General features: G+C 72.1%; 15 protein-coding genes. 1 reads left to right on the top strand and 14 read right to left on the bottom strand.

The window, feature by feature from the left end; all coding sequences use genetic code 11:
• Position 1: 1 nt before the first annotated feature.
• The 5 genes from IE326_RS29205 to IE326_RS29185 all read right to left on the bottom strand — a co-directional run bounded on the left by IE326_RS29205 (position 2) and on the right by IE326_RS29185 (position 4,643).
• Positions 2–1,588 carry a Na+/H+ antiporter gene (locus IE326_RS29205; protein WP_190043762.1) on the bottom strand — a complete coding sequence of 529 codons (1,587 nt, stop codon included), beginning with the start codon at positions 1,586–1,588 and terminating at the stop codon, positions 2–4.
• A gap of 107 nt (positions 1,589–1,695) precedes the next feature.
• Positions 1,696–2,163, bottom strand: a complete 468-nt coding sequence (locus tag IE326_RS29200) for a GNAT family N-acetyltransferase (RefSeq protein ID WP_150227723.1) — start codon at positions 2,161–2,163, stop codon at positions 1,696–1,698.
• On the bottom strand, positions 2,160–3,101 hold the full coding sequence (locus IE326_RS29195; protein ID WP_150227724.1) for an RluA family pseudouridine synthase: 942 nt from the start codon (positions 3,099–3,101) through the stop codon (positions 2,160–2,162). The genes IE326_RS29200 and IE326_RS29195 overlap by 4 nt, the downstream gene beginning before the upstream one ends.
• A 52-nt stretch (positions 3,102–3,153) precedes the next feature.
• On the bottom strand, positions 3,154–3,714 hold the full coding sequence (gene lspA, locus IE326_RS29190) for a signal peptidase II (RefSeq protein WP_190043761.1): 561 nt from the start codon (positions 3,712–3,714) through the stop codon (positions 3,154–3,156).
• A gap of 104 nt (positions 3,715–3,818) precedes the next feature.
• Positions 3,819–4,643, bottom strand: a complete 825-nt coding sequence (locus tag IE326_RS29185; protein WP_190043760.1) for a TraR/DksA family transcriptional regulator — start codon at positions 4,641–4,643, stop codon at positions 3,819–3,821.
• Positions 4,644–5,203: 560 nt separating this feature from the next.
• Here IE326_RS29185 and ileS point away from each other — a divergent pair.
• Positions 5,204–8,347: an isoleucine--tRNA ligase gene (ileS, locus tag IE326_RS29180; protein ID WP_190043759.1), complete on the top strand. Its 3,144-nt coding sequence runs from the start codon at positions 5,204–5,206 to the stop codon at positions 8,345–8,347.
• A 596-nt stretch (positions 8,348–8,943) separates the two neighbouring features.
• Here the strand turns inward: ileS and IE326_RS29175 are convergent.
• From IE326_RS29175 to ftsW, 9 genes are all read right to left on the bottom strand, one after another.
• Complete coding sequence (locus IE326_RS29175) at positions 8,944–10,017, bottom strand: DivIVA domain-containing protein (RefSeq protein ID WP_150227728.1); 1,074 nt, start codon at positions 10,015–10,017, stop codon at positions 8,944–8,946.
• 55 nt (positions 10,018–10,072) lie between these two features.
• Positions 10,073–10,363, bottom strand: coding sequence for a YggT family protein (locus tag IE326_RS29170; RefSeq protein WP_150227729.1), 291 nt, complete (start codon positions 10,361–10,363; stop codon positions 10,073–10,075).
• 81 nt (positions 10,364–10,444) lie between these two features.
• Positions 10,445–11,065 (bottom strand): cell division protein SepF, encoded by a 621-nt coding sequence (locus IE326_RS29165; protein ID WP_030748389.1) that lies wholly within the window; start codon positions 11,063–11,065, stop codon positions 10,445–10,447.
• Positions 11,066–11,187: 122 nt separating this feature from the next.
• Positions 11,188–11,907, bottom strand: a complete 720-nt coding sequence (locus IE326_RS29160) for a YggS family pyridoxal phosphate-dependent enzyme (RefSeq protein ID WP_150227730.1) — start codon at positions 11,905–11,907, stop codon at positions 11,188–11,190.
• Complete coding sequence (pgeF, locus tag IE326_RS29155) at positions 11,904–12,644, bottom strand: peptidoglycan editing factor PgeF (RefSeq protein WP_190043758.1); 741 nt, start codon at positions 12,642–12,644, stop codon at positions 11,904–11,906. The genes IE326_RS29160 and pgeF overlap by 4 nt, the downstream gene beginning before the upstream one ends.
• Positions 12,641–13,852, bottom strand: a complete 1,212-nt coding sequence (gene ftsZ, locus IE326_RS29150) for a cell division protein FtsZ (RefSeq protein WP_150227732.1) — start codon at positions 13,850–13,852, stop codon at positions 12,641–12,643. Before ftsZ ends, pgeF begins: the two co-directional genes overlap by 4 nt.
• 278 nt (positions 13,853–14,130) lie before the next feature.
• On the bottom strand, positions 14,131–14,934 hold the full coding sequence (locus IE326_RS29145) for a cell division protein FtsQ/DivIB (protein WP_150227733.1): 804 nt from the start codon (positions 14,932–14,934) through the stop codon (positions 14,131–14,133).
• A 24-nt stretch (positions 14,935–14,958) separates the two neighbouring features.
• The gene (gene murG / locus IE326_RS29140) at positions 14,959–16,053 is read right to left on the bottom strand and encodes an undecaprenyldiphospho-muramoylpentapeptide beta-N-acetylglucosaminyltransferase (protein ID WP_030748406.1); all 1,095 of its coding nucleotides are present in this window, start codon (positions 16,051–16,053) and stop codon (positions 14,959–14,961) included.
• Positions 16,054–16,059: 6 nt separating this feature from the next.
• Complete coding sequence (gene ftsW / locus IE326_RS29135; protein ID WP_150227734.1) at positions 16,060–17,397, bottom strand: putative lipid II flippase FtsW; 1,338 nt, start codon at positions 17,395–17,397, stop codon at positions 16,060–16,062.
• Between the last annotated feature and the right edge of the window lie 30 nt (positions 17,398–17,427).

Here is a 17,427-nt window from a genome sequence, read left to right as displayed (position 1 = left end):
GTCAGCGCATCGAGCGGACGTCCAGCTGCCGCAGCACCCGGTCCACCACCTCGGGGTCGGCGCCCGGCTCGCTGCGCGCCGAGAGCACCTCGTGGCGGGCGGCCGACATCATCTCCCGCTGGATCGACTGGACCCTCTTCACCCGCTGCACCCGTTCGGCGAACGCGGCCCGCCGCTCCTCGTCCACCATGTCCGGGCTGATCCGGGCCCCGATGTCGAAGGCCCCGCGGTGGAGCCGCTCGGCCACCTCCTCGGGCAGCTCCTCGGTCTCCTCGATCTCCTTGAGCCGCCGCTTGGCGGCCTTGGCCGCCCGCACCGCCAGCTCCCGCTCGAAGGCCCGGTCGGCGTCCGCGTCGGCGCGCACCCCCAGCCTGCGGACCAGCCAGGGCAGGGTGAGCCCCTGCACCAGGAGGGTCGCGAGGATCACGCAGAAGGCGAGGAAGATCAGCTCGTCGCGGCCGGGGAAGGGCGAGCCGTCGGCGGTGGTGAGCGGGATGGCGAGGGCCAGCGCCACCGACGCCACCCCGCGCATCCCGGCCCACCACATGACGACGGTCTCCCGCCAGCTCGTCGGGATCTCCTCGGAGACGTCCCGCCGGTCGTGCATCCGCTTGGCCAGCCAGGTGGCCGGGAGCAGCCACAGCAGCCGGACCCCGACGACCACCGCCACGACCGCGGCGCCCCAGCCGAGCATCTCGCCGAGGTGCCCCTCGGCGACGCCCAGGACGTGGATGAGCTCCAGGCCGATGAGGCCGAAGGCGATGCCGGTGACGAGGGTGTCGACGACCTCCCAGAAGGTCTGCCCGGCGAGCCGCCCCATCACGTCGTCGGCGTCGGCCGCGTGCTCGGCGAGGAAGAGCGCCGTGACGAGGACCGCGAGCACCCCGGAGCCGTGCAGCTCCTCGGCGAGGACGTAGGAGACGAAGGGCACCAGGAGGGTGAGGCCGACCTGGAGGGTGGCGTCGCCGAGGAAGGACATCAGCTTGTTGCTGGCCCAGCCGAGCGCGAGGCCGACCGCGACCGCCACGACCGCGGACAGGACCAGCTCGCCCAGCGCCTCCGGCCAGGAGAACTCGCCGCTCACCACCGCCGCGATGGCCACGTGGTAGAGCACGATCGCGGTGACGTCGTTGAAGAGCCCCTCGCCCTCCAGGATCGACACCAGCCGCCGGGGCAGCCCCAGCGAGCCGGCCACGGCGGTCGCCGCGACCGGGTCGGGCGGGGCGACCAGCGCGCCGAGCGCGAGCGCGGCGGCCAGCGGGATGCCGGGCACCAGGGCGTTCGCGACCGCGCCGACGGCGGCCGTGGTCACGAAGACCAGGGCCACCGCCAGCAGGAAGATCGGCCGCCGGTTGGCCGCGAACTGGCGCCAGGAGGTCCGCTGCACGGAGGCGTAGAGCAGCGGCGGCAGCACCAGCGGGAGGATGAACTCCGGCGGGATGTCGACGTTCGGCACGAAGGGCAGGAAGGCCAGCACGATCCCGAGGAGCGTCATCAGGACGGGCGAGGGCAGCCCGAGCCGGTCACCCAGGGGGACGGTCAGCAGGGCACCGAGGAGCAGCAGGAACAGGAGGGCCAATTGATCCACGGGCCCACCCTGTCACGTACGTCCGTTTTGGCGATGATTGCCCCCCTTGTCGGCGCAGATGTCCGCCGTGCTACGGGAGGGCCGCCCGAAGGCCGCCGAGGGGTTCCTCAGAGCGCCTTGCGCATCGCCCGGTGCGGGATCCCCGCGTCGGGGAACTCCCCGCCGTACGCCACGTACCCCAGCCGCTCGTAGAAGCCGAGCGCGTGCGTCTGGGCGTGCAGGTCGACGGCGGCGAGCCCGCGCCCGCGGGCCGCGTCCTCGATGGCCCGCACCAGGGCCGCGCCGACCCCGAGGCCGCGCGCCGCCCGGGACACCGCGAGCCGGCCGAGCGAGCCGACGGAGGCGTCCGCTCCGGTCCTGCCGGTGGCGTCGGCGCCGTGCAGGAGCCGGCCGGTGCCCAGCGGCAGCCCGTCCTCCCGGACCGCGAGGACGTGCACGGCGGTGGCGTCGTACGTGTCGTACTCCAGCTCGCGCGGGACGCCCTGCTCCTCGACGAAGACCTCGCGGCGGACCGCGAAGCACCGCTCCCGGTCCTCCTCGCCGGCGGCCTCGCGGACCGCGTACCCGGAGGTCACCGGCTCTCCGCCTCGATGCGGTCGAGGGCGGTCCGCAGGTCGGCGGGGTAGGTGGAGGAGAACTCGACCCACTGCCCGTCGCCGGGGTGCTCGAAGCCGAGCCGGACCGCGTGCAGCCACTGGCGGGTCAGCCCGAGCCGCTTGGCCATGGTGGGGTCGGCGCCGTAGGTGACGTCGCCGACGCAGGGGTGGCGGTGGGCCGACATGTGCACCCGGATCTGGTGGGTGCGGCCGGTCTCCAGCTTGATGTCGAGCAGCGAGGCCGCCCGGTACGCCTCGATCAGGTCGTAGTGGGTGACGGACGGCTTGCCGTCGGCGGTCACGGCCCACTTGTAGTCGTGGTTCGGGTGCCGGCCGATCGGCGCGTCGATGGTGCCGCTCAGCGGGTCCGGGTGGCCCTGGACCAGCGCGTGGTAGCGCTTGTCGACCACGCGCTCCTTGAACTGGCGCTTGAGCGAGGTGTACGCGTACTCGGACTTGGCGACCACCATCAGGCCGGAGGTGCCGACGTCGAGGCGGTGCACGATGCCCTGGCGCTCGGCGGCGCCGGAGGTGGAGATCCGGTAGCCGGCGGCGGCGAGGCCGCCGATCACGGTGGTGCCGGTCCAGCCGGGGCTGGGGTGGGCCGCCACCCCGACCGGCTTCATGATCACGACGATGTCGTCGTCGTCGTGGACGATCTCCATGCCCTCGACGGGCTCGGCGACGATCTGCACGGGCGCGGGCGCGCCGGGCATCTCGACCTCCAGCCACGCGCCGCCGCTGACCCGCTCGGACTTGCCGACGACGGAGCCGTCGACCTGGACCTTCCCCGCGGCGGCGAGCTCGGCCGCCTTCGTACGGGAAAACCCGAACATACGGGCGATGGCGGCGTCGACGCGCTCGCCCTCCAGGCCATCGGGAACGGGCAGGGTGCGGATCTCGGGACTCGTGCTCACCCGTCGAGTATGCCTTGTGCGGAGGACGGCGTGTCCTCCGCACGGGCCGGGGTCAGTCCTTGTGGACGGTCCCGTCCGGGTCCAGGCCCCGGAAGGACAGGATGACGATCAGGATGCCGCCGCAGACGATCGCCGAGTCGGCGAGGTTGAAGACGGCGAAGTGCGCGGGGGCGATGAAGTCGACGACCGCGCCCTCGAAGGCGCCCGGCGAGCGGAACAGCCGGTCGGTGAGGTTGCCCAGCGCACCGCCGAGCAGCAGGCCCAGCGCGATCGCCCAGGGCAGGCTGTAGAGCTTGCGGGCCAGCCGGATGATCACCACGATGACGGCCGCGGCGATGCAGGTGAAGACGATCGTGAACGCCTCGCCCATGCCGAAGGCCGCGCCCGGGTTGCGGATCGCCTCGAAGCGGAGCAGGTCGCCGATCACCTTGATCGGCTCGCGGCCCTCCAGCTTCTCCACCACGACGATCTTGCTGCCGAGGTCGATCAGGTAGGCGAGGACGGCCACCACGAAGAGCGCGACGATCCGCCGCCTGCCCCTCGGGCCCTCCTCGGCCTCCGCCTCGTTCGGTGCTGAATCCGGCGTACCGATGACGCTCTCCGCCTCTGCCACGTGAGTGAGTCCCTCGTACCTCGATGCCTGACCGTGCACCGAGGGTACGGCACAGACGTACGAGACCGGCAGCCCGTGCCGCCGGTCCGCGCACGTCAGGACGGTCAGCCGCGCCGTTCCTGCTTCTGCTTGTCCTCCACGCACAGGGTCGCGCGCGGGAAGGCCTGCATCCTGGCCTTGCCGATGGGCCTGCCGCAGACCTCGCAGAGGCCGTACGTGCCCGCGTCGAGCCGCTCCAGGGCGTGCTCGGTCTGCTCCAGCATCTCCCGCGCGTTCGCCGCCAGGGCCAGCTCGTGCTCGCGGGTGATGTTCTTGGTGCCGGTGTCGGCCTGGTCGTCGCCCGCGCCGTCGCCGGAGTCCCGCATCAGCCCGGTCAGCTCCTCCTGGGAGTGGACCAACTCGCTGCGCAGCCGCAGCACCTCGGCCTGGAGCACGCTGCGGGCCTCGGCGACCTCGTCCGGCGTCCAGGGGTCCTCGCCGGGCCGCACCGCGAGCCCGCCGGCGCGCGCGGAGGGCACCGCCGCCTCGTCCTCGGCGGTCGTGACGCCCCCCGCGGTCTTCTTCGCTGCCACCGTCCTGGCTCCCGTCTGCTTCTTCGCGGCGGCCTTCCGGGCCGCGGCCTTCTCTTCGGTCTTCTCTTCGTGCTTCCCGGACGCCGCCTTCCCGGCCGGGGTCCTCTTCGCGGCGGTCTTTCCGGCCGGAGCCTTCTCGGCCGCGGTCTTCCTGGCGGCCGTCTTCTTCGCGGCCGTCTTCTTCGCGGCCGTCTTCTTCGCGGCCGTCTTCTTCGCGGCCGTCTTCTTCGGCGCGTCGTCGGACGCGGGGGCCGGGGCCGCCGGCGCGGACTCCCCGGACACGCCGGACGGACCGGCGGATCCGGTGGCCCCGGCGGCGGCCGGGGACTTCTTCGCGGCGGTCTTCTTCGCCACCATGTCGCGGCCCCTTCACATTTTGTGATCTTGCTCGCGAATCGTGCTGGGACGATAAATCGGCCCGGAGCCCGCGGCAACGGGGCACGCCGCCCCCGCCGCCCTCCCCGCGGCCCCCGGCACGTGCCCCTGGAACGTAGTGCCCAACTCCCCGCCGGGTTATCCGTCCGGCCCCTCCCCCACATGGCCCCAGGGAACTCCGCACCGGCCCGTGTGCCCATTCGGGTCACCGGAATCCGGTCGGCCCGGCGCCCCCGCGCCCCGTACACTGGGCTCAGCGAGAGGCGTCGATGGGGACCAGTAGCGTCGTACGCGAGCCATGAGCGACCCGGGGACGGTGAGAGCCCGGGGGCGAGCCCGATGCGAAGCATCACCCCGGAGCTGCCGGAAGAAAGCCGCGTGGACACGCACCACGAAGCGCGGTCACTAGACCCGGTGTCGCGACCCCAATGAGGGGGCTTCGGACGTGCCCGTCCGGGGCCAAGGAGGGTGGTACCGCGGGAGCACGGCTCTCGTCCCTCCGACGGAAGCAGGAAATGTCCGTCCGGAGGAGAGTCCGCCGCATGACCACGCCGCAGTACCGCCAGGTGCCCGCCCAGGTCGACCTGTCCGCGCTCGAGCACGCCGTGCTCGACTTCTGGCAGGAGAACAAGGTCTTCGCCAAGACCCTGGAGCAGTCCGAGGGCCGCCCCGAGTGGGTCTTCTACGAGGGCCCGCCGACCGCCAACGGCATGCCCGGTGCCCACCACATCGAGGCCCGCGTCTTCAAGGACGTCTTCCCCCGCTTCCGCACCATGCGCGGCTACCACGTGGCCCGCAAGGCCGGCTGGGACTGCCACGGCCTCCCGGTCGAGCTCGCCGTCGAGAAGGAGCTCGGCTTCTCCGGCAAGAAGGACATCGAGGAGTACGGCATCGCGGAGTTCAACGCGAAGTGCCGCGAGTCGGTGACCCGCCACACCGACGCCTTCGCCGAGCTCACGACCCGCATGGGCTACTGGGTCGACCTCGACGACGCCTACCGCACCATGGACCCCTCGTACATCGAGTCGGTCTGGTGGTCGCTCAAGCAGATCTTCGACAAGGGCCTGCTCGTCCAGGACCACCGCGTCGCCCCCTGGTGCCCCCGCTGCGGCACCGGCCTCTCCGACCACGAGCTCGCGCAGGGCTACGAGACGGTCGTCGACCCCTCCGTCTTCGTCCGCTTCCCGCTGACCTCCGGCCCGCTCGCCGGCAAGGCCGCCCTCCTCGTCTGGACCACGACCCCCTGGACCCTGGTGTCCAACACGGCCGTCGCCGCCCACCCCGAGGTCACCTACGTCGTCGCCACCGACGGCGACGAGCGCCTCGTCGTCGCCGAGCCGCTGCTCGACAAGGCCCTCGGCGAGGGCTGGGTCACCACCGGCGAGTCCTTCACCGGCGCCGAGATGGAGCGCTGGACCTACCAGCGCCCCTTCGAGCTCGTCGACTTCCCCGCCGAGGCGCACTACGTCGTCAACGCCGAGTACGTCACCACCGAGGACGGCACCGGCCTCGTCCACCAGTCCCCCGCCTTCGGCGAGGACGACCTCAAGGTCTGCCGCGCCTACGGCCTGCCGGTCGTGAACCCGGTCCTCCCCGACGGCACCTTCGAGGAGGACCTGCCGCTCGTCGGCGGCGTCTTCTTCAAGAAGGCCGACGAGGCGCTCACCGCCGACCTCGACGCCCGCGGCCTGCTCTACCGGCACGTCCCGTACGAGCACAGCTACCCGCACTGCTGGCGCTGCCACACGGCCCTGCTCTACTACGCGCAGCCGTCCTGGTACATCCGCACGACCGCCGTCAAGGACCGTCTCCTCGAAGAGAACGAGAAGACCAACTGGTTCCCGGACTCGGTCAAGCACGGCCGCTTCGGCGACTGGCTGAACAACAACATCGACTGGGCGCTGTCCCGCAACCGCTACTGGGGCACCCCGCTGCCCATCTGGCGCTGCGAGGAGGGCCACCTCACCTGCGTCGGCTCCCGCGCCGAGCTGACCGAGCTGACCGGCACCGACCAGTCGGCCCTCGACCCGCACCGCCCGTACATCGACGACGTCACCTTCACGTGCCCGGCCGAGGGCTGCTCCCTCGAAGCCGTCCGCGTCCCCGAGGTCATCGACGCCTGGTACGACTCCGGCTCCATGCCGTTCGCGCAGTACGGCTACCCGTACCAGAACAAGGAACTGTTCGAGTCCCGCTACCCGGCGCAGTTCATCTCCGAGGCCATCGACCAGACGCGCGGCTGGTTCTACACGCTGATGGCCGTCGGCACGCTCGTCTTCGACCGGTCCTCGTACGAGAACGTGGTCTGCCTCGGCCACATCCTCGCCGAAGACGGCCGCAAGATGTCCAAGCACCTCGGCAACATCCTCCAGCCCATCCCCCTGATGGACCAGCACGGCGCCGACGCCGTCCGCTGGTTCATGGCCGCCGGCGGCTCCCCCTGGGCCGCCCGCCGCGTCGGCCACGGCACCATCCAGGAGGTCGTCCGCAAGACCCTCCTCACGTACTGGAACACGGTGGCCTTCCAGGCCCTGTACGCCCGTACGTCCGGCTGGGCGCCGTCCGCCGCCGACCCGGCCCCGGCCGACCGCTCCGTCCTCGACAGGTGGCTGCTCTCCGAGCTGAACACGCTCGTCGCCGAGGCCACCGAGGCGATGGAGGCGTACGACACCCAGCGCACCGGCAAGCTCCTGTCCGCCTTCGTCGACGACCTCTCCAACTGGTACGTGCGCCGCTCCCGCCGCCGCTTCTGGCAGGGCGACAAGGGGGCTCTGCGGACCCTGCACGAGGTCGTCGAGACGGTCACCCGCCTGATGGCCCCGCTCACCCCCTTCATCACCGAGCGGGTCTGGCAGGACCTGGTCGTCCCGGTCACCCCGGACGCCCCCGAGTCGGTCCACCTCGCCACCTGGCCGGAGGCCGACGCGGCGCTGATCGACGGCACCCTCTCCGAGCAGATGGCCCTCGTCCGCCGCCTCGTCGAGCTCGGCCGCGCGACCCGCGCCGAGTCCGGCGTGAAGACCCGTCAGCCGCTCTCCCGCGCGCTGGTCGCGGCCAACGGCTTCGCCGCGCTCTCCCCGGAGCTCCAGGCCCAGATCACGGAGGAGCTGAACGTCTCCTCCCTGGCCTCCCTCTCCGAGGTCGGCGGCTCGCTGGTCGACACCACCGCCAAGGCGAACTTCCGCGCCCTCGGCAAGCGGTTCGGCAAGGGCGTCCAGGACGTCGCCAAGGCCGTCGCCGCGGCCGACGCGGCGGCGCTGGCGCTGGCGCTGCGGGACGGCGAGGCGGGCCTGGAGGTGAACGGCGAGACCATCACCGTCACCCCCGAGGAGATCATCATCACGGAGACCCCCCGCGAGGGCTGGTCGGTCGCCTCCGACTCCGGCGCGACGGTCGCGCTCGACCTGGAGATCACGCCCGAGCTGCGCCGTGCGGGCCTCGCCCGTGACGCGATCCGCCTCATCCAGGAGGCCCGCAAGAACAGCGGCCTCGACGTCGCGGACCGCATCGCGCTGCGCTGGACCTCCACGTCCCCCGAGACGACGGAGGCGCTCCAGGCCCACGCGGGCCTCATCGCCGACGAGGTCCTGGCGACGGACTACGCCGAAGGCGCCCCCACCGACGCGTACGGCCCCGCCTTCGAAGACGCCCCCCTCGCCCTCACCTTCCACCTCCACAAGGCGTAACCCCCTCCCAGAAGGGCCCCGCACCAGCAGGCGCGGGGCCCTTCCCCGTCCCCGGACCCGACACCCCCGAGCCACACCTCCGCCGCCGTTCCGTTGTGGACGGTGCCGCCGCCGTTCCGTTGTGGGCAATCGTTCCGCTGGGGCGGAACGGGTGGGCACGACGGAACGGCACCCTTCGCGGGTGCCTCCGCTTCCGGTCCCGGACCCGCACCCCAAGTGCGCCGCGCACCGGGTGCGGGTCCAGGCCCGGAACGCCTCGGCCCGGCTACGGGCGCCGTCCCTGTGCCCACCCGTCCCGCCCTGCGGGACACCTGCCCACAGGGACGACGGCGACAGCCCCCGCACCGGGACAGCGGGCGCAGCCCGCGCAGGGACGACCTGCGGGGGCACGGGCCGCGCGGGCCCAAGGGGGGCGGGGCACAGGCCGCGCAGGCCCGGGGGGACGGGCCGCGCAGGCCCGGGGTGGCGCAGTCCGTGCAGGGGCGGCGGGGCGAGCGCGCGGGGGTACGGCGAAGGGCCGGGTTCCTGGGGTGGTCCCAGGGCCCGGCCCTTCGGCTGCCGACGGCTACGTGCTCAGCGCACGCTCAGGCGCCGCCTCAGTTGTCGTCCTCGTCGATCAGGAAGCCCCGCATCGGCGCCGGCGCCTGCTGCATCGGCTGCGGCGCCTGCGGGCGGACCGGAGCCATCGGCTGGGTCATCGCCGGGGACATCTGCTGCTGGCCGCCGTAGGACGGGGCACCGCCCATGGACGGACCGCCGCCCATCGGGCCGTTGCCGCCGTAGGACGGCGCACCGGCACCGGCGGACGCCATGGACGGGGCCGGCGGCAGCGAGGCCGTCGCCGGGGTCCGCGGCGGGGCCAGCGAGTCGTCCGCCTGGGTCTCCAGCTGACGCAGCTGGGACTCCAGGTAGGACTTCAGACGGGTCCGGTACTCGCGCTCGAAGCCGCGCAGGTCCTCGACCTTGCGCTCCAGCGTGGCGCGAGCGGACTCCAGGGAGCCCATCGCGACGCGGTGCTTCTCCTGCGCGTCCCGCTCCAGCGCGTCCGCCTTGGCGCGGGCGTCCCGCTCCAGGCCCTCGGCGCGCGAGCGCGCCTCGCCGACGATCTTGTTGGCCTCGGAGCGGGCCTCGGCGATCGCCTGGTCGGCGGTCTGCTGGGCCAGCGAGAGGACGCGCGCGGCGCTGTCGCCACCGGGCTGCTGCGGAGGCTGCGGCTGCATCTGCTGCTGCTGCGGGTGGCCCATGGGGCCGCCCTGCATCGGGCCGGGACCCATCGGGCCGCCCTGCATCGGGCCCGGACCCATGGGTCCGCCCTGCATGGGGCCGGCGGGAAGCTGAGGAGCACCGGAAGGCAGCTGCGGCGGGCCCATCTGCGGCGGCTGCTGCTGGACCGGCGGACCGGATATGGCGGCGGGCACGGGAGCGCCGGGACCGACGGGACGGTTGTCCTGCGGCTCCGGGGGCTTGCGCATGGCCTGCTGCTGGTTCTGCGCGGCCGCACGGGTCGCGGCGGCCAGCTTGGCGCGCAGGTCCTCGTTCTCGCGGAGCAGGCGGGTCAGCTCGGCCTCGACCTCGTCGAGAAAGGCATCGACCTCGTCCTCGTCATAGCCTTCTCGCAGGCGGACGGTCGTGAACTGCTTGTTCCGCACGTCCTCGGGGGTCAGCGGCATCTCTTCTTCACCTCTACGTAGTCGTCGGCAGTCGGCAGGACCGTATCGTCCATCCTCACCTCGCGATGGAGTTCACGACGTTGATGAGGATGTAGACGATGATCATCAGAACGAAGAAGGACAGGTCGAGTGCCACGCCCCCGAGACGCAGCGGCGGGATGAGCCGCCGCAGAAGCTTGAGCGGTGGATCGGTGACAGTGTAGGTGGCCTCCAGAACGACCACCATCGCCTTGCCGGGCTGCCACGAACGGGCGAACTGGAAGACGTAGTCCATGACCAGCCGGAAGATCAGGAAGACGAGGAAGCACATCAGCGCGATGTAGACCACCTGTAGTGCGACGCCCATCCCGCGGTTCCCTCTCCCCTGGCTCTCGTTTTCTCAGCTTGCTCCGGCCGCCCTCGCGGCCGGTCCGTCCGGTCTCGGTTCTCAGCTCTGGTTGAAGAATCCGCCCTCTGCGATACGGGCCTTGTCCTCCGCCGTGACATCGACGTTAGCAGGCGACAACAGGAACACCTTCTGCGTCACGCGCTCAATGCTGCCATGGAGCCCGAAGACGAGTCCGGCGGCAAAGTCGACAAGTCGCTTCGCGTCCGTGTCGTCCATCTCCGTGAGGTTCATGATCACCGGGGTGCCCTCACGGAAGTGTTCCCCGATGGTACGGGCCTCGTTGTAGGTCCGGGGGTGGAGCGTGGTGATGCGGTAGGGCTCCCGCTCGGACACGACCTTGGGCATGATCACCGGTGCGTTCTTCTCCAGGCTCGGGCGTTCGGGTGTGATGGATGCCACGGGGGCAATTCGGGCCGGACGTCCGCTTTCGGCGAGTACCGGGGCAGAGTGGGCGACCGGTTCCCGGGGGGCCGGAGGGGCCACCACGCGCACGGGTTCCTCGCGCTCGATCTGGCGGGGCGGGGTGTGACGCCGCTCCCTCTCGGGCTCCGGCTCCAGCTCGGGTTCGAAGTCGTCGTCGGGGTCGAAGCCCCGGCCGTCGTACCCATCGTCCTCCACGAGACCGAGGTAGACCGCCATCTTGCGCATCGCGCCGGCCATGCTCCGATTCCTCCGCTCTGTGGTGGATCGGCCTCGTCACCAAGTGCCAGCGATCCACGGGGTCACCCCGCCGTCCGCGGAATGACCATATTTTCTGCTGTGGTCCGACCTGCTTCGCGACGTTACCCGAGCTTCGGGCGGACGCCGAGCACCGCCGTACCGACGCGTACATGTGTCGCCCCGGCAGCGATGGCGTCCTCGAGGTCCGCACTCATCCCCGCTGACACCATGTTCGCAGCCGGACGGGTCGCGCGCAGGGCAGTCGACAAATCCATCAGCCGGTCGAAGGCGGCGCGTTGCCGGCCGGCGTACTCGCCGACGAGCGGGGCGACGGTCATCAGCCCGCCGAGCCGCAGTCCCGGTGCCGCGTCGAGCGCGGCGGCCAACTCCTCCACCCCGTCCGGCGCGACCCCGCCGCGGTCGCCGCGCCCGCCGGCCTCGGCGTCGAGGGCGACCTGGATCAGACAGCCGAGTTCGCGGCCGGCCCTCTCCGCGGCCGCGGAGAGGGAGGAGACGAGCTTGATCCGGTCGACGGACTGCACCACATCGGCATAACCCACCACGGATCTGACCTTGTTGGTCTGCAACTGACCGACGAAGTGCCAGGTGAGATCGAGGTCGGCGCAGGCGGCGGCCTTCGGGGCGGCGTCCTGGTCGCGGTTCTCCGCCACGTGCCGCACCCCGAGTCCGTGCAGGATCCGCACGTCACTGGCGGGGTAGGTCTTGGTGACCACGATCAGGGTCACCTCCTCGCGGGGGCGTCCGGCGGCGGCGCAGGCGGCCGCGATCCGCTCCTCCACCCGCGCGAGGTTCCCGGCGAGTTCGGCCGTACGGTCCGTCATGCGTCTTCCCTGTCCAACCAGACATATCCCGCGAGTCGCCCGGTGGTGCGGTCGCGTCGGTACGAGTAGTGGTCGCCGGACTCCAGGGTGCAGACCCCGGTGTCCTCGACGTCGGTCACCCCGAGCCGGGCCAGCTGGGCGCGGACACCGGCGGCGACGTCGACGGCGGGCGTGCCCCACGAGGTCTCGGCGCGGGCGGCCGGTTCGACGGCGGCGACCTCGGCGCGCATCGCCTCGGGGACCTCGTAACACCGCCCGCAGACGGCGGGGCCGATGCGGGCGGTGATCCGGCCGGGTTCGGCGCCCCGTTCCGCCATCGCCGCGACGGCGGCGGGGACGACCCCGGCGGTCATGCCGGGCCGCCCGGCGTGGGCGGCGGCGGCGACCCCGGCGACCGGGTCGGCGAGGAGGACGGGGACGCAGTCCGCGGTGAGGACGGCGAGGGCGAGGCCGCGGCGGGTGGTGACGACCGCGTCGACGGCGGGGACCGCCCCGCCGTCCCAGGGGCCGTCGACCACGGCGACGCCGGCGCCGTGGACCTGGTTCATCCAGACGACCAGGGCGGGGTCGAGGCCGAGGGCGGCGGCGGCGCGGGCCCGGTTGGTCCGTACGGCCTCCGGGTCGTCGCCGACGGCGCCGCCGAGGTTGAGCTCCTCGTACGGAACGGCGCTCACCCCGCCCCACCGGTCGGTGAAGGCGAAGTGCGCGCCGTTCGTGGCGAAGCGGTGCCCTATCACTTCAGGAAGTCCGGCACGTCCAGCTCCTCGGCGGGGCTGTCCGCGTACGGACGGGCCGGCGGGACCACCGGCGGGACGGGCGGCAGCGGGGTCTCGTGGACCGGCGGGGCCGGCTCGGCCGGGGCGGGGGCGGGCTCCTCGCGGGGCGTCACGGTGCCGAGGCCGCCGAGCGGGCGGGAGGTCTCCACGCGGGGGGCCGGGGCCGGCTCCTCGCGCTTGGCCGAGACCGACCCGATGATGTTGTCCCGGCGGGCCGGCGGCTGGCCGCCGTCGAAGCCGGCCGCGATGACGGTGACCCGGACCTCGTCGCCGAGGGCGTCGTCGATGACGGCGCCGAAGATGATGTTGGCCTCCGGGTGGGCGGCCTCGCTGACCAGCTGGGCGGCCTCGTTGATCTCGAAGAGACCGAGGTCGCTGCCGCCGGAGATGGAGAGCAGCACACCGCGGGCGCCGTCGATGGACGCCTCCAGGAGCGGCGAGGAGATCGCCATCTCGGCGGCGGCCACCGCGCGGTCGTCGCCGCGGGCGGAGCCGATGCCCATGAGGGCGGAGCCGGCCTCGGACATGACCGACTTGACGTCGGCGAAGTCGAGGTTGATGAGGCCGGGGGTGGTGATGAGGTCGGTGATGCCCTGGACGCCGCTGAGCAGGACCTGGTCGGCCGACTTGAAGGCGTCGAGGACCGAGACCTGGCGGTCCGAGATGGACAGCAGGCGGTCGTTCGGGATGACGATGAGGGTGTCGACCTCTTCGCGGAGCTCGGCGATGCCGTCCTCCGCCTGGTTGGCGCGACGGCGGCCCTCGAAGGTGAACGGGCGGGTGACCACGCCGATCGTCAGGGCGCCGAGCGAGCGCGCGATGTTGGCGACGACGGGCGCGCCGCCGGTGCCGGTGCCGCCGCCCTCGCCGGCGGTCACGAAGACCATGTCGGCCCCCTTGAGGACCTCCTCGATCTCCTCGCGGTGGTCCTCTGCCGCCTTGCGGCCGACGGCGGGGTTGGCCCCCGCGCCGAGACCGCGGGTGAGTTCACGGCCGACGTCGAGCTTGACGTCGGCGTCGCTCATCAACAGCGCCTGTGCGTCGGTGTTGATGGCGATGAACTCGACGCCCTTGAGGCCGACCTCGATCATTCGGTTGATGGCATTGACACCACCGCCGCCGACACCGATGACCTTGATGACTGCGAGGTAGTTCTGCGGTGCTGCCACGTCGAAGGCCTCTCGCCTCGAGTTACATGCCGTCGCTGCGCTGTGGTTGGGGCGCGGCGACGACGGATGCCGATGGGGTGGTCCGGACGCCGACCCCAACCCTAACGTTGAAGTTTAGGGTTACCAGTGTCTCTGTTCCCTGGACTCTTCCGAACAGGACACTAAGTCGACAAGTGGCGCGCGTTCAACGAACACGCCGAACCTCCCGTTTTTCTTTTCACCCTATGTGATCACCCGTAGCGCTGGCCAACCAGGGTGCTGACGGGCGCGAATGCGCGTCAACTCCCCGACGAGGCGGGCGCACTGGGGGCACTTACATCGAAGTGTCCCGCTTTGGGGGTCGCCTTCATGAGGGCGGTGAGCACCCGGGCCTTGACGGGCCCGTGTTCGGCACTGCCCCAGAAGACGGTGCGATCCCGGGTCAGTTCCAGAGTGACGGAGTCGTACGACGAGAGCCGGACGACACGAGTGTCCTTCGCGATCGCGTCCGGGAGTTCACCCCGTACGCGCACCGCCTCGGCCAGCAGCCGGTCCGCGTCGAAGCGGCGCAGGCTGGGCGAAGCCGCCGCGTCGAGGACGAGGCGGGGGACGCCGCGGGGCGGAGTGGTGACGGTCGCGAACGGGACCGCCGTCGCGTCGACTTCGGTGAAGGAGCCGCGTTTTTCCAGAAGGAGCACGGGTTTCCGTTCGGTCACTTTCAGACCGATTCCGTGCGGCCAGGAACGGAACACGTCGACCGAGTCGATACGGGGCAGTTCCTCCCGCAGTCGTGCCTCGATCGCCTCGATGTCGACGGTGACGAGCGGGGCGCCGACCGGGACGGCGGCGACGGCCTCGACCTGGGCCGGGGTGAGCACCTCCGTGCCCGAAGTCTTCACACGTTCCACACGGAACCAGGTGGAGCCGTAGAGGGCCCAGACCGTGCCGCCGGCGAGCAGGAGCACGCCGGCGGCGATCAGGGCGAGGCGCAGTCCGGTGGACCGCAGGAGCCCGCCCCGGCCCTCCGGCCGGGGCCGCCGGTCCGACGGCCCCTGGGGTTTCCCGGTGCCGCTCTTCTCCGCGGTCGTCGGTCCGGCTGCCACGCGCGCCTCTTCCCTCGGTCCCCGCTACGCCTGCCGGCGGGCGGCGATCGCCTCGTACACCATGCCGACGAGCAGCTCGTCGGCGTCCCGGCGGCCGAACTCGGAGGCGGCGCGGGACATCTCGTACAGCCGGTGCGGATCGGCCAGTACGGGCAGGACGTTGGCCTGCACCCACTGCGGCGACAGCTCCGCGTCGTCGACGAGGAGGCCGCCGCCGGCCTTGACCACCGGCTGCGCGTTGAGCCGCTGTTCGCCGTTGCCGATGGGCAGCGGGACGTAGGCGGCGGGCAGTCCGACGGCCGAGAGCTCGGCGACGGTCATGGCGCCGGCGCGGCAGAGCATCATGTCGGCCGCGGCGTACGCGAGATCCATCCGGTCCACGTACGGTACCGGCACGTACGGCGGCATTCCGGGCATGTTGTCGACGCGCGGCACCTCGTTCTTCGGGCCGACCGCGTGCAGGATCTGGATGCCGGAGCGCTGGAGCACCGGGGCGGCCTGCTGGACGACCTCGTTGAGCCGGCGGGCGCCCTGGGAGCCGCCGGAGACGAGGAGCGTGGGCAGGTTGGGGTCGAGCCCGAAGGCGGCGCGCGCCTCGGGGCGGACCCGGGCCCGGTCCAGGGTGGCGATGGTGTGGCGCAGCGGGATGCCGATGTAACGGGCGTTCCGCAGCTTGGAGTCCGGCGTGGAGACGCCGACGGCGGCCGCGTAGCGGGAGCCGATCTTGTTGGCCAGGCCGGGCCGGGCATTGGCCTCGTGGACCACGATCGGCACGCCGAGGCGCTTGGCCGCCAGATAGCCGGGGAGCGCCACGTAACCGCCGAAGCCGACCACGACGTCCGCCCTGGTGCGCTCCAGGATCTGCTCGGCGGCCTTGATGGTGCCGCGCAGGCGTCCGGGGACGGTGATCAGCTCGGGGGTGGGCTTGCGGGGCAGCGGTACGGCCGGGATGAGCGCCAGCTCGTAGCCCCGCTCGGGCACGAGCCGGGTCTCCAGGCCCTTCTCCGTGCCCAGCGCCGTGATGCCCACGCTCGGGTCCTGCCTGCGCAGGGCGTCCGCGAGGGCGAGCGCCGGCTCGATGTGACCGGCGGTCCCCCCGCCGGCGAGTACGACATGCACCGAAATTCACCGCTCTCCGGACGGGCGCTTCTTGACGCGCCGTCGCATCGACTTCCATCTCACCCCGGCCCGCTTGCCCCAGCCGGGGCGGCGCATGGCCAGGGCCGCTTTCGCGGCGGGCTCCTGTCGCGCGAAGGCGATCAGCAGTCCGACGGCGAACATGGTCGGCAGCAGGGCCGACCCCCCGTACGAGAACAGCGGGAGGGGCACTCCGGCGATCGGCAGCAGACCGAGCACCGCACCGATGTTGATCACGGCCTGGGCCGTGATCCAGGTGGTCACGCCTCCCGCGGCGAATCTCACGAAGGGGTTCTCCGTGCCTCCGGCCACGCGGATACCCGCATAGCCTAGAGCCGCGAACAGGGCGAGCACCGACAGCGTCCCCGCGAGGCCCAGCTCCTCACCGGTGACCGCGAAGATGAAGTCGGTGTGCGCTTCGGGCAGTTGGCCCCATTTTTCCACACTCGCACCGAGTCCGGAACCGAACCATCCGCCCGACGCCAGAGCATAGATACCGTGCGCGGCCTGGAGGCAGGGGGCCCCCTCGCCGCCCGGGTCGGTGGCGCCGATGCACTGGAAGCGGTCCATCCGGTGGGGGCTGGTCTTGATGAGCAGCACGCCGATCGCGGTGGCCACCGCGAGCACGCCGACGAAGAGCCGGGTGGGCGCGCCGGCCGTCCACAGCAGGCCGAAGAGGATCGCGGTGAGGATGATCGCGGTGCCCATGTCGCCGCCGAGCATGATCAGCCCCAGCAGCATGAAAGCGCCCGGGACCAGCGGCACCAGCATGTGCTTCCACTGCGTGAGGAGTTTCATGTCCTGCTTGCGGGCGAGCAGGTCGGCGCCCCACAGGATCAGCCCCAGCTTGCCGAACTCGCTGGGCTGGAGCATGAAGGGGCCGCCCAGCGAGATCCAGTTCTGGTTGCCGCCGACGGAGTGCCCTATCCCCGGGATCTGGACGAGCACCATGAGGAAGACCGCGCCGACCAGGATCGGGTAGGCGAGCGCCCGGTGCAGCTTCACCGGCATCCGGGAGGCGACGAGCAGCAGTCCGGTGCCCAGGAGGGCGGCGAAGAACTGCTTGCGGAAGAAGTAGGACGGCACCAGCTCGTAGCGGAGCGCGGTGATCATCGAGGCCGAGTAGACCATCACCAGGCCGAGCGTGGTGATGAGCAGCCCCGCGCCGATGATCACGTAGTACGCCGTGAGCGGCCGGTCCCAGGCCCGCTTCGCCCGCGTGTAGAACCCGCGCACGCCGCCGCGCGCCCCCCTCGGGGGCGCGGGGGCCCGCCCTCCGCCCGGTCGGGCGGAGGGCCGGCGTGTCCCGGCAATCTTGCTCGGCATGGTCGCTGCCCCCTCCGGTCAGGCCCGGTA

The sequence above is a fragment of the Streptomyces filamentosus genome (genome assembly GCF_014654895.1).
GTDB classification, from domain to species: Bacteria; Actinomycetota; Actinomycetes; order Streptomycetales; family Streptomycetaceae; genus Streptomyces; species Streptomyces filamentosus.
The sequence above is the reverse complement of the archived record's forward strand: the minus strand, read 5'-3'. Positions and strand labels throughout refer to the sequence as shown.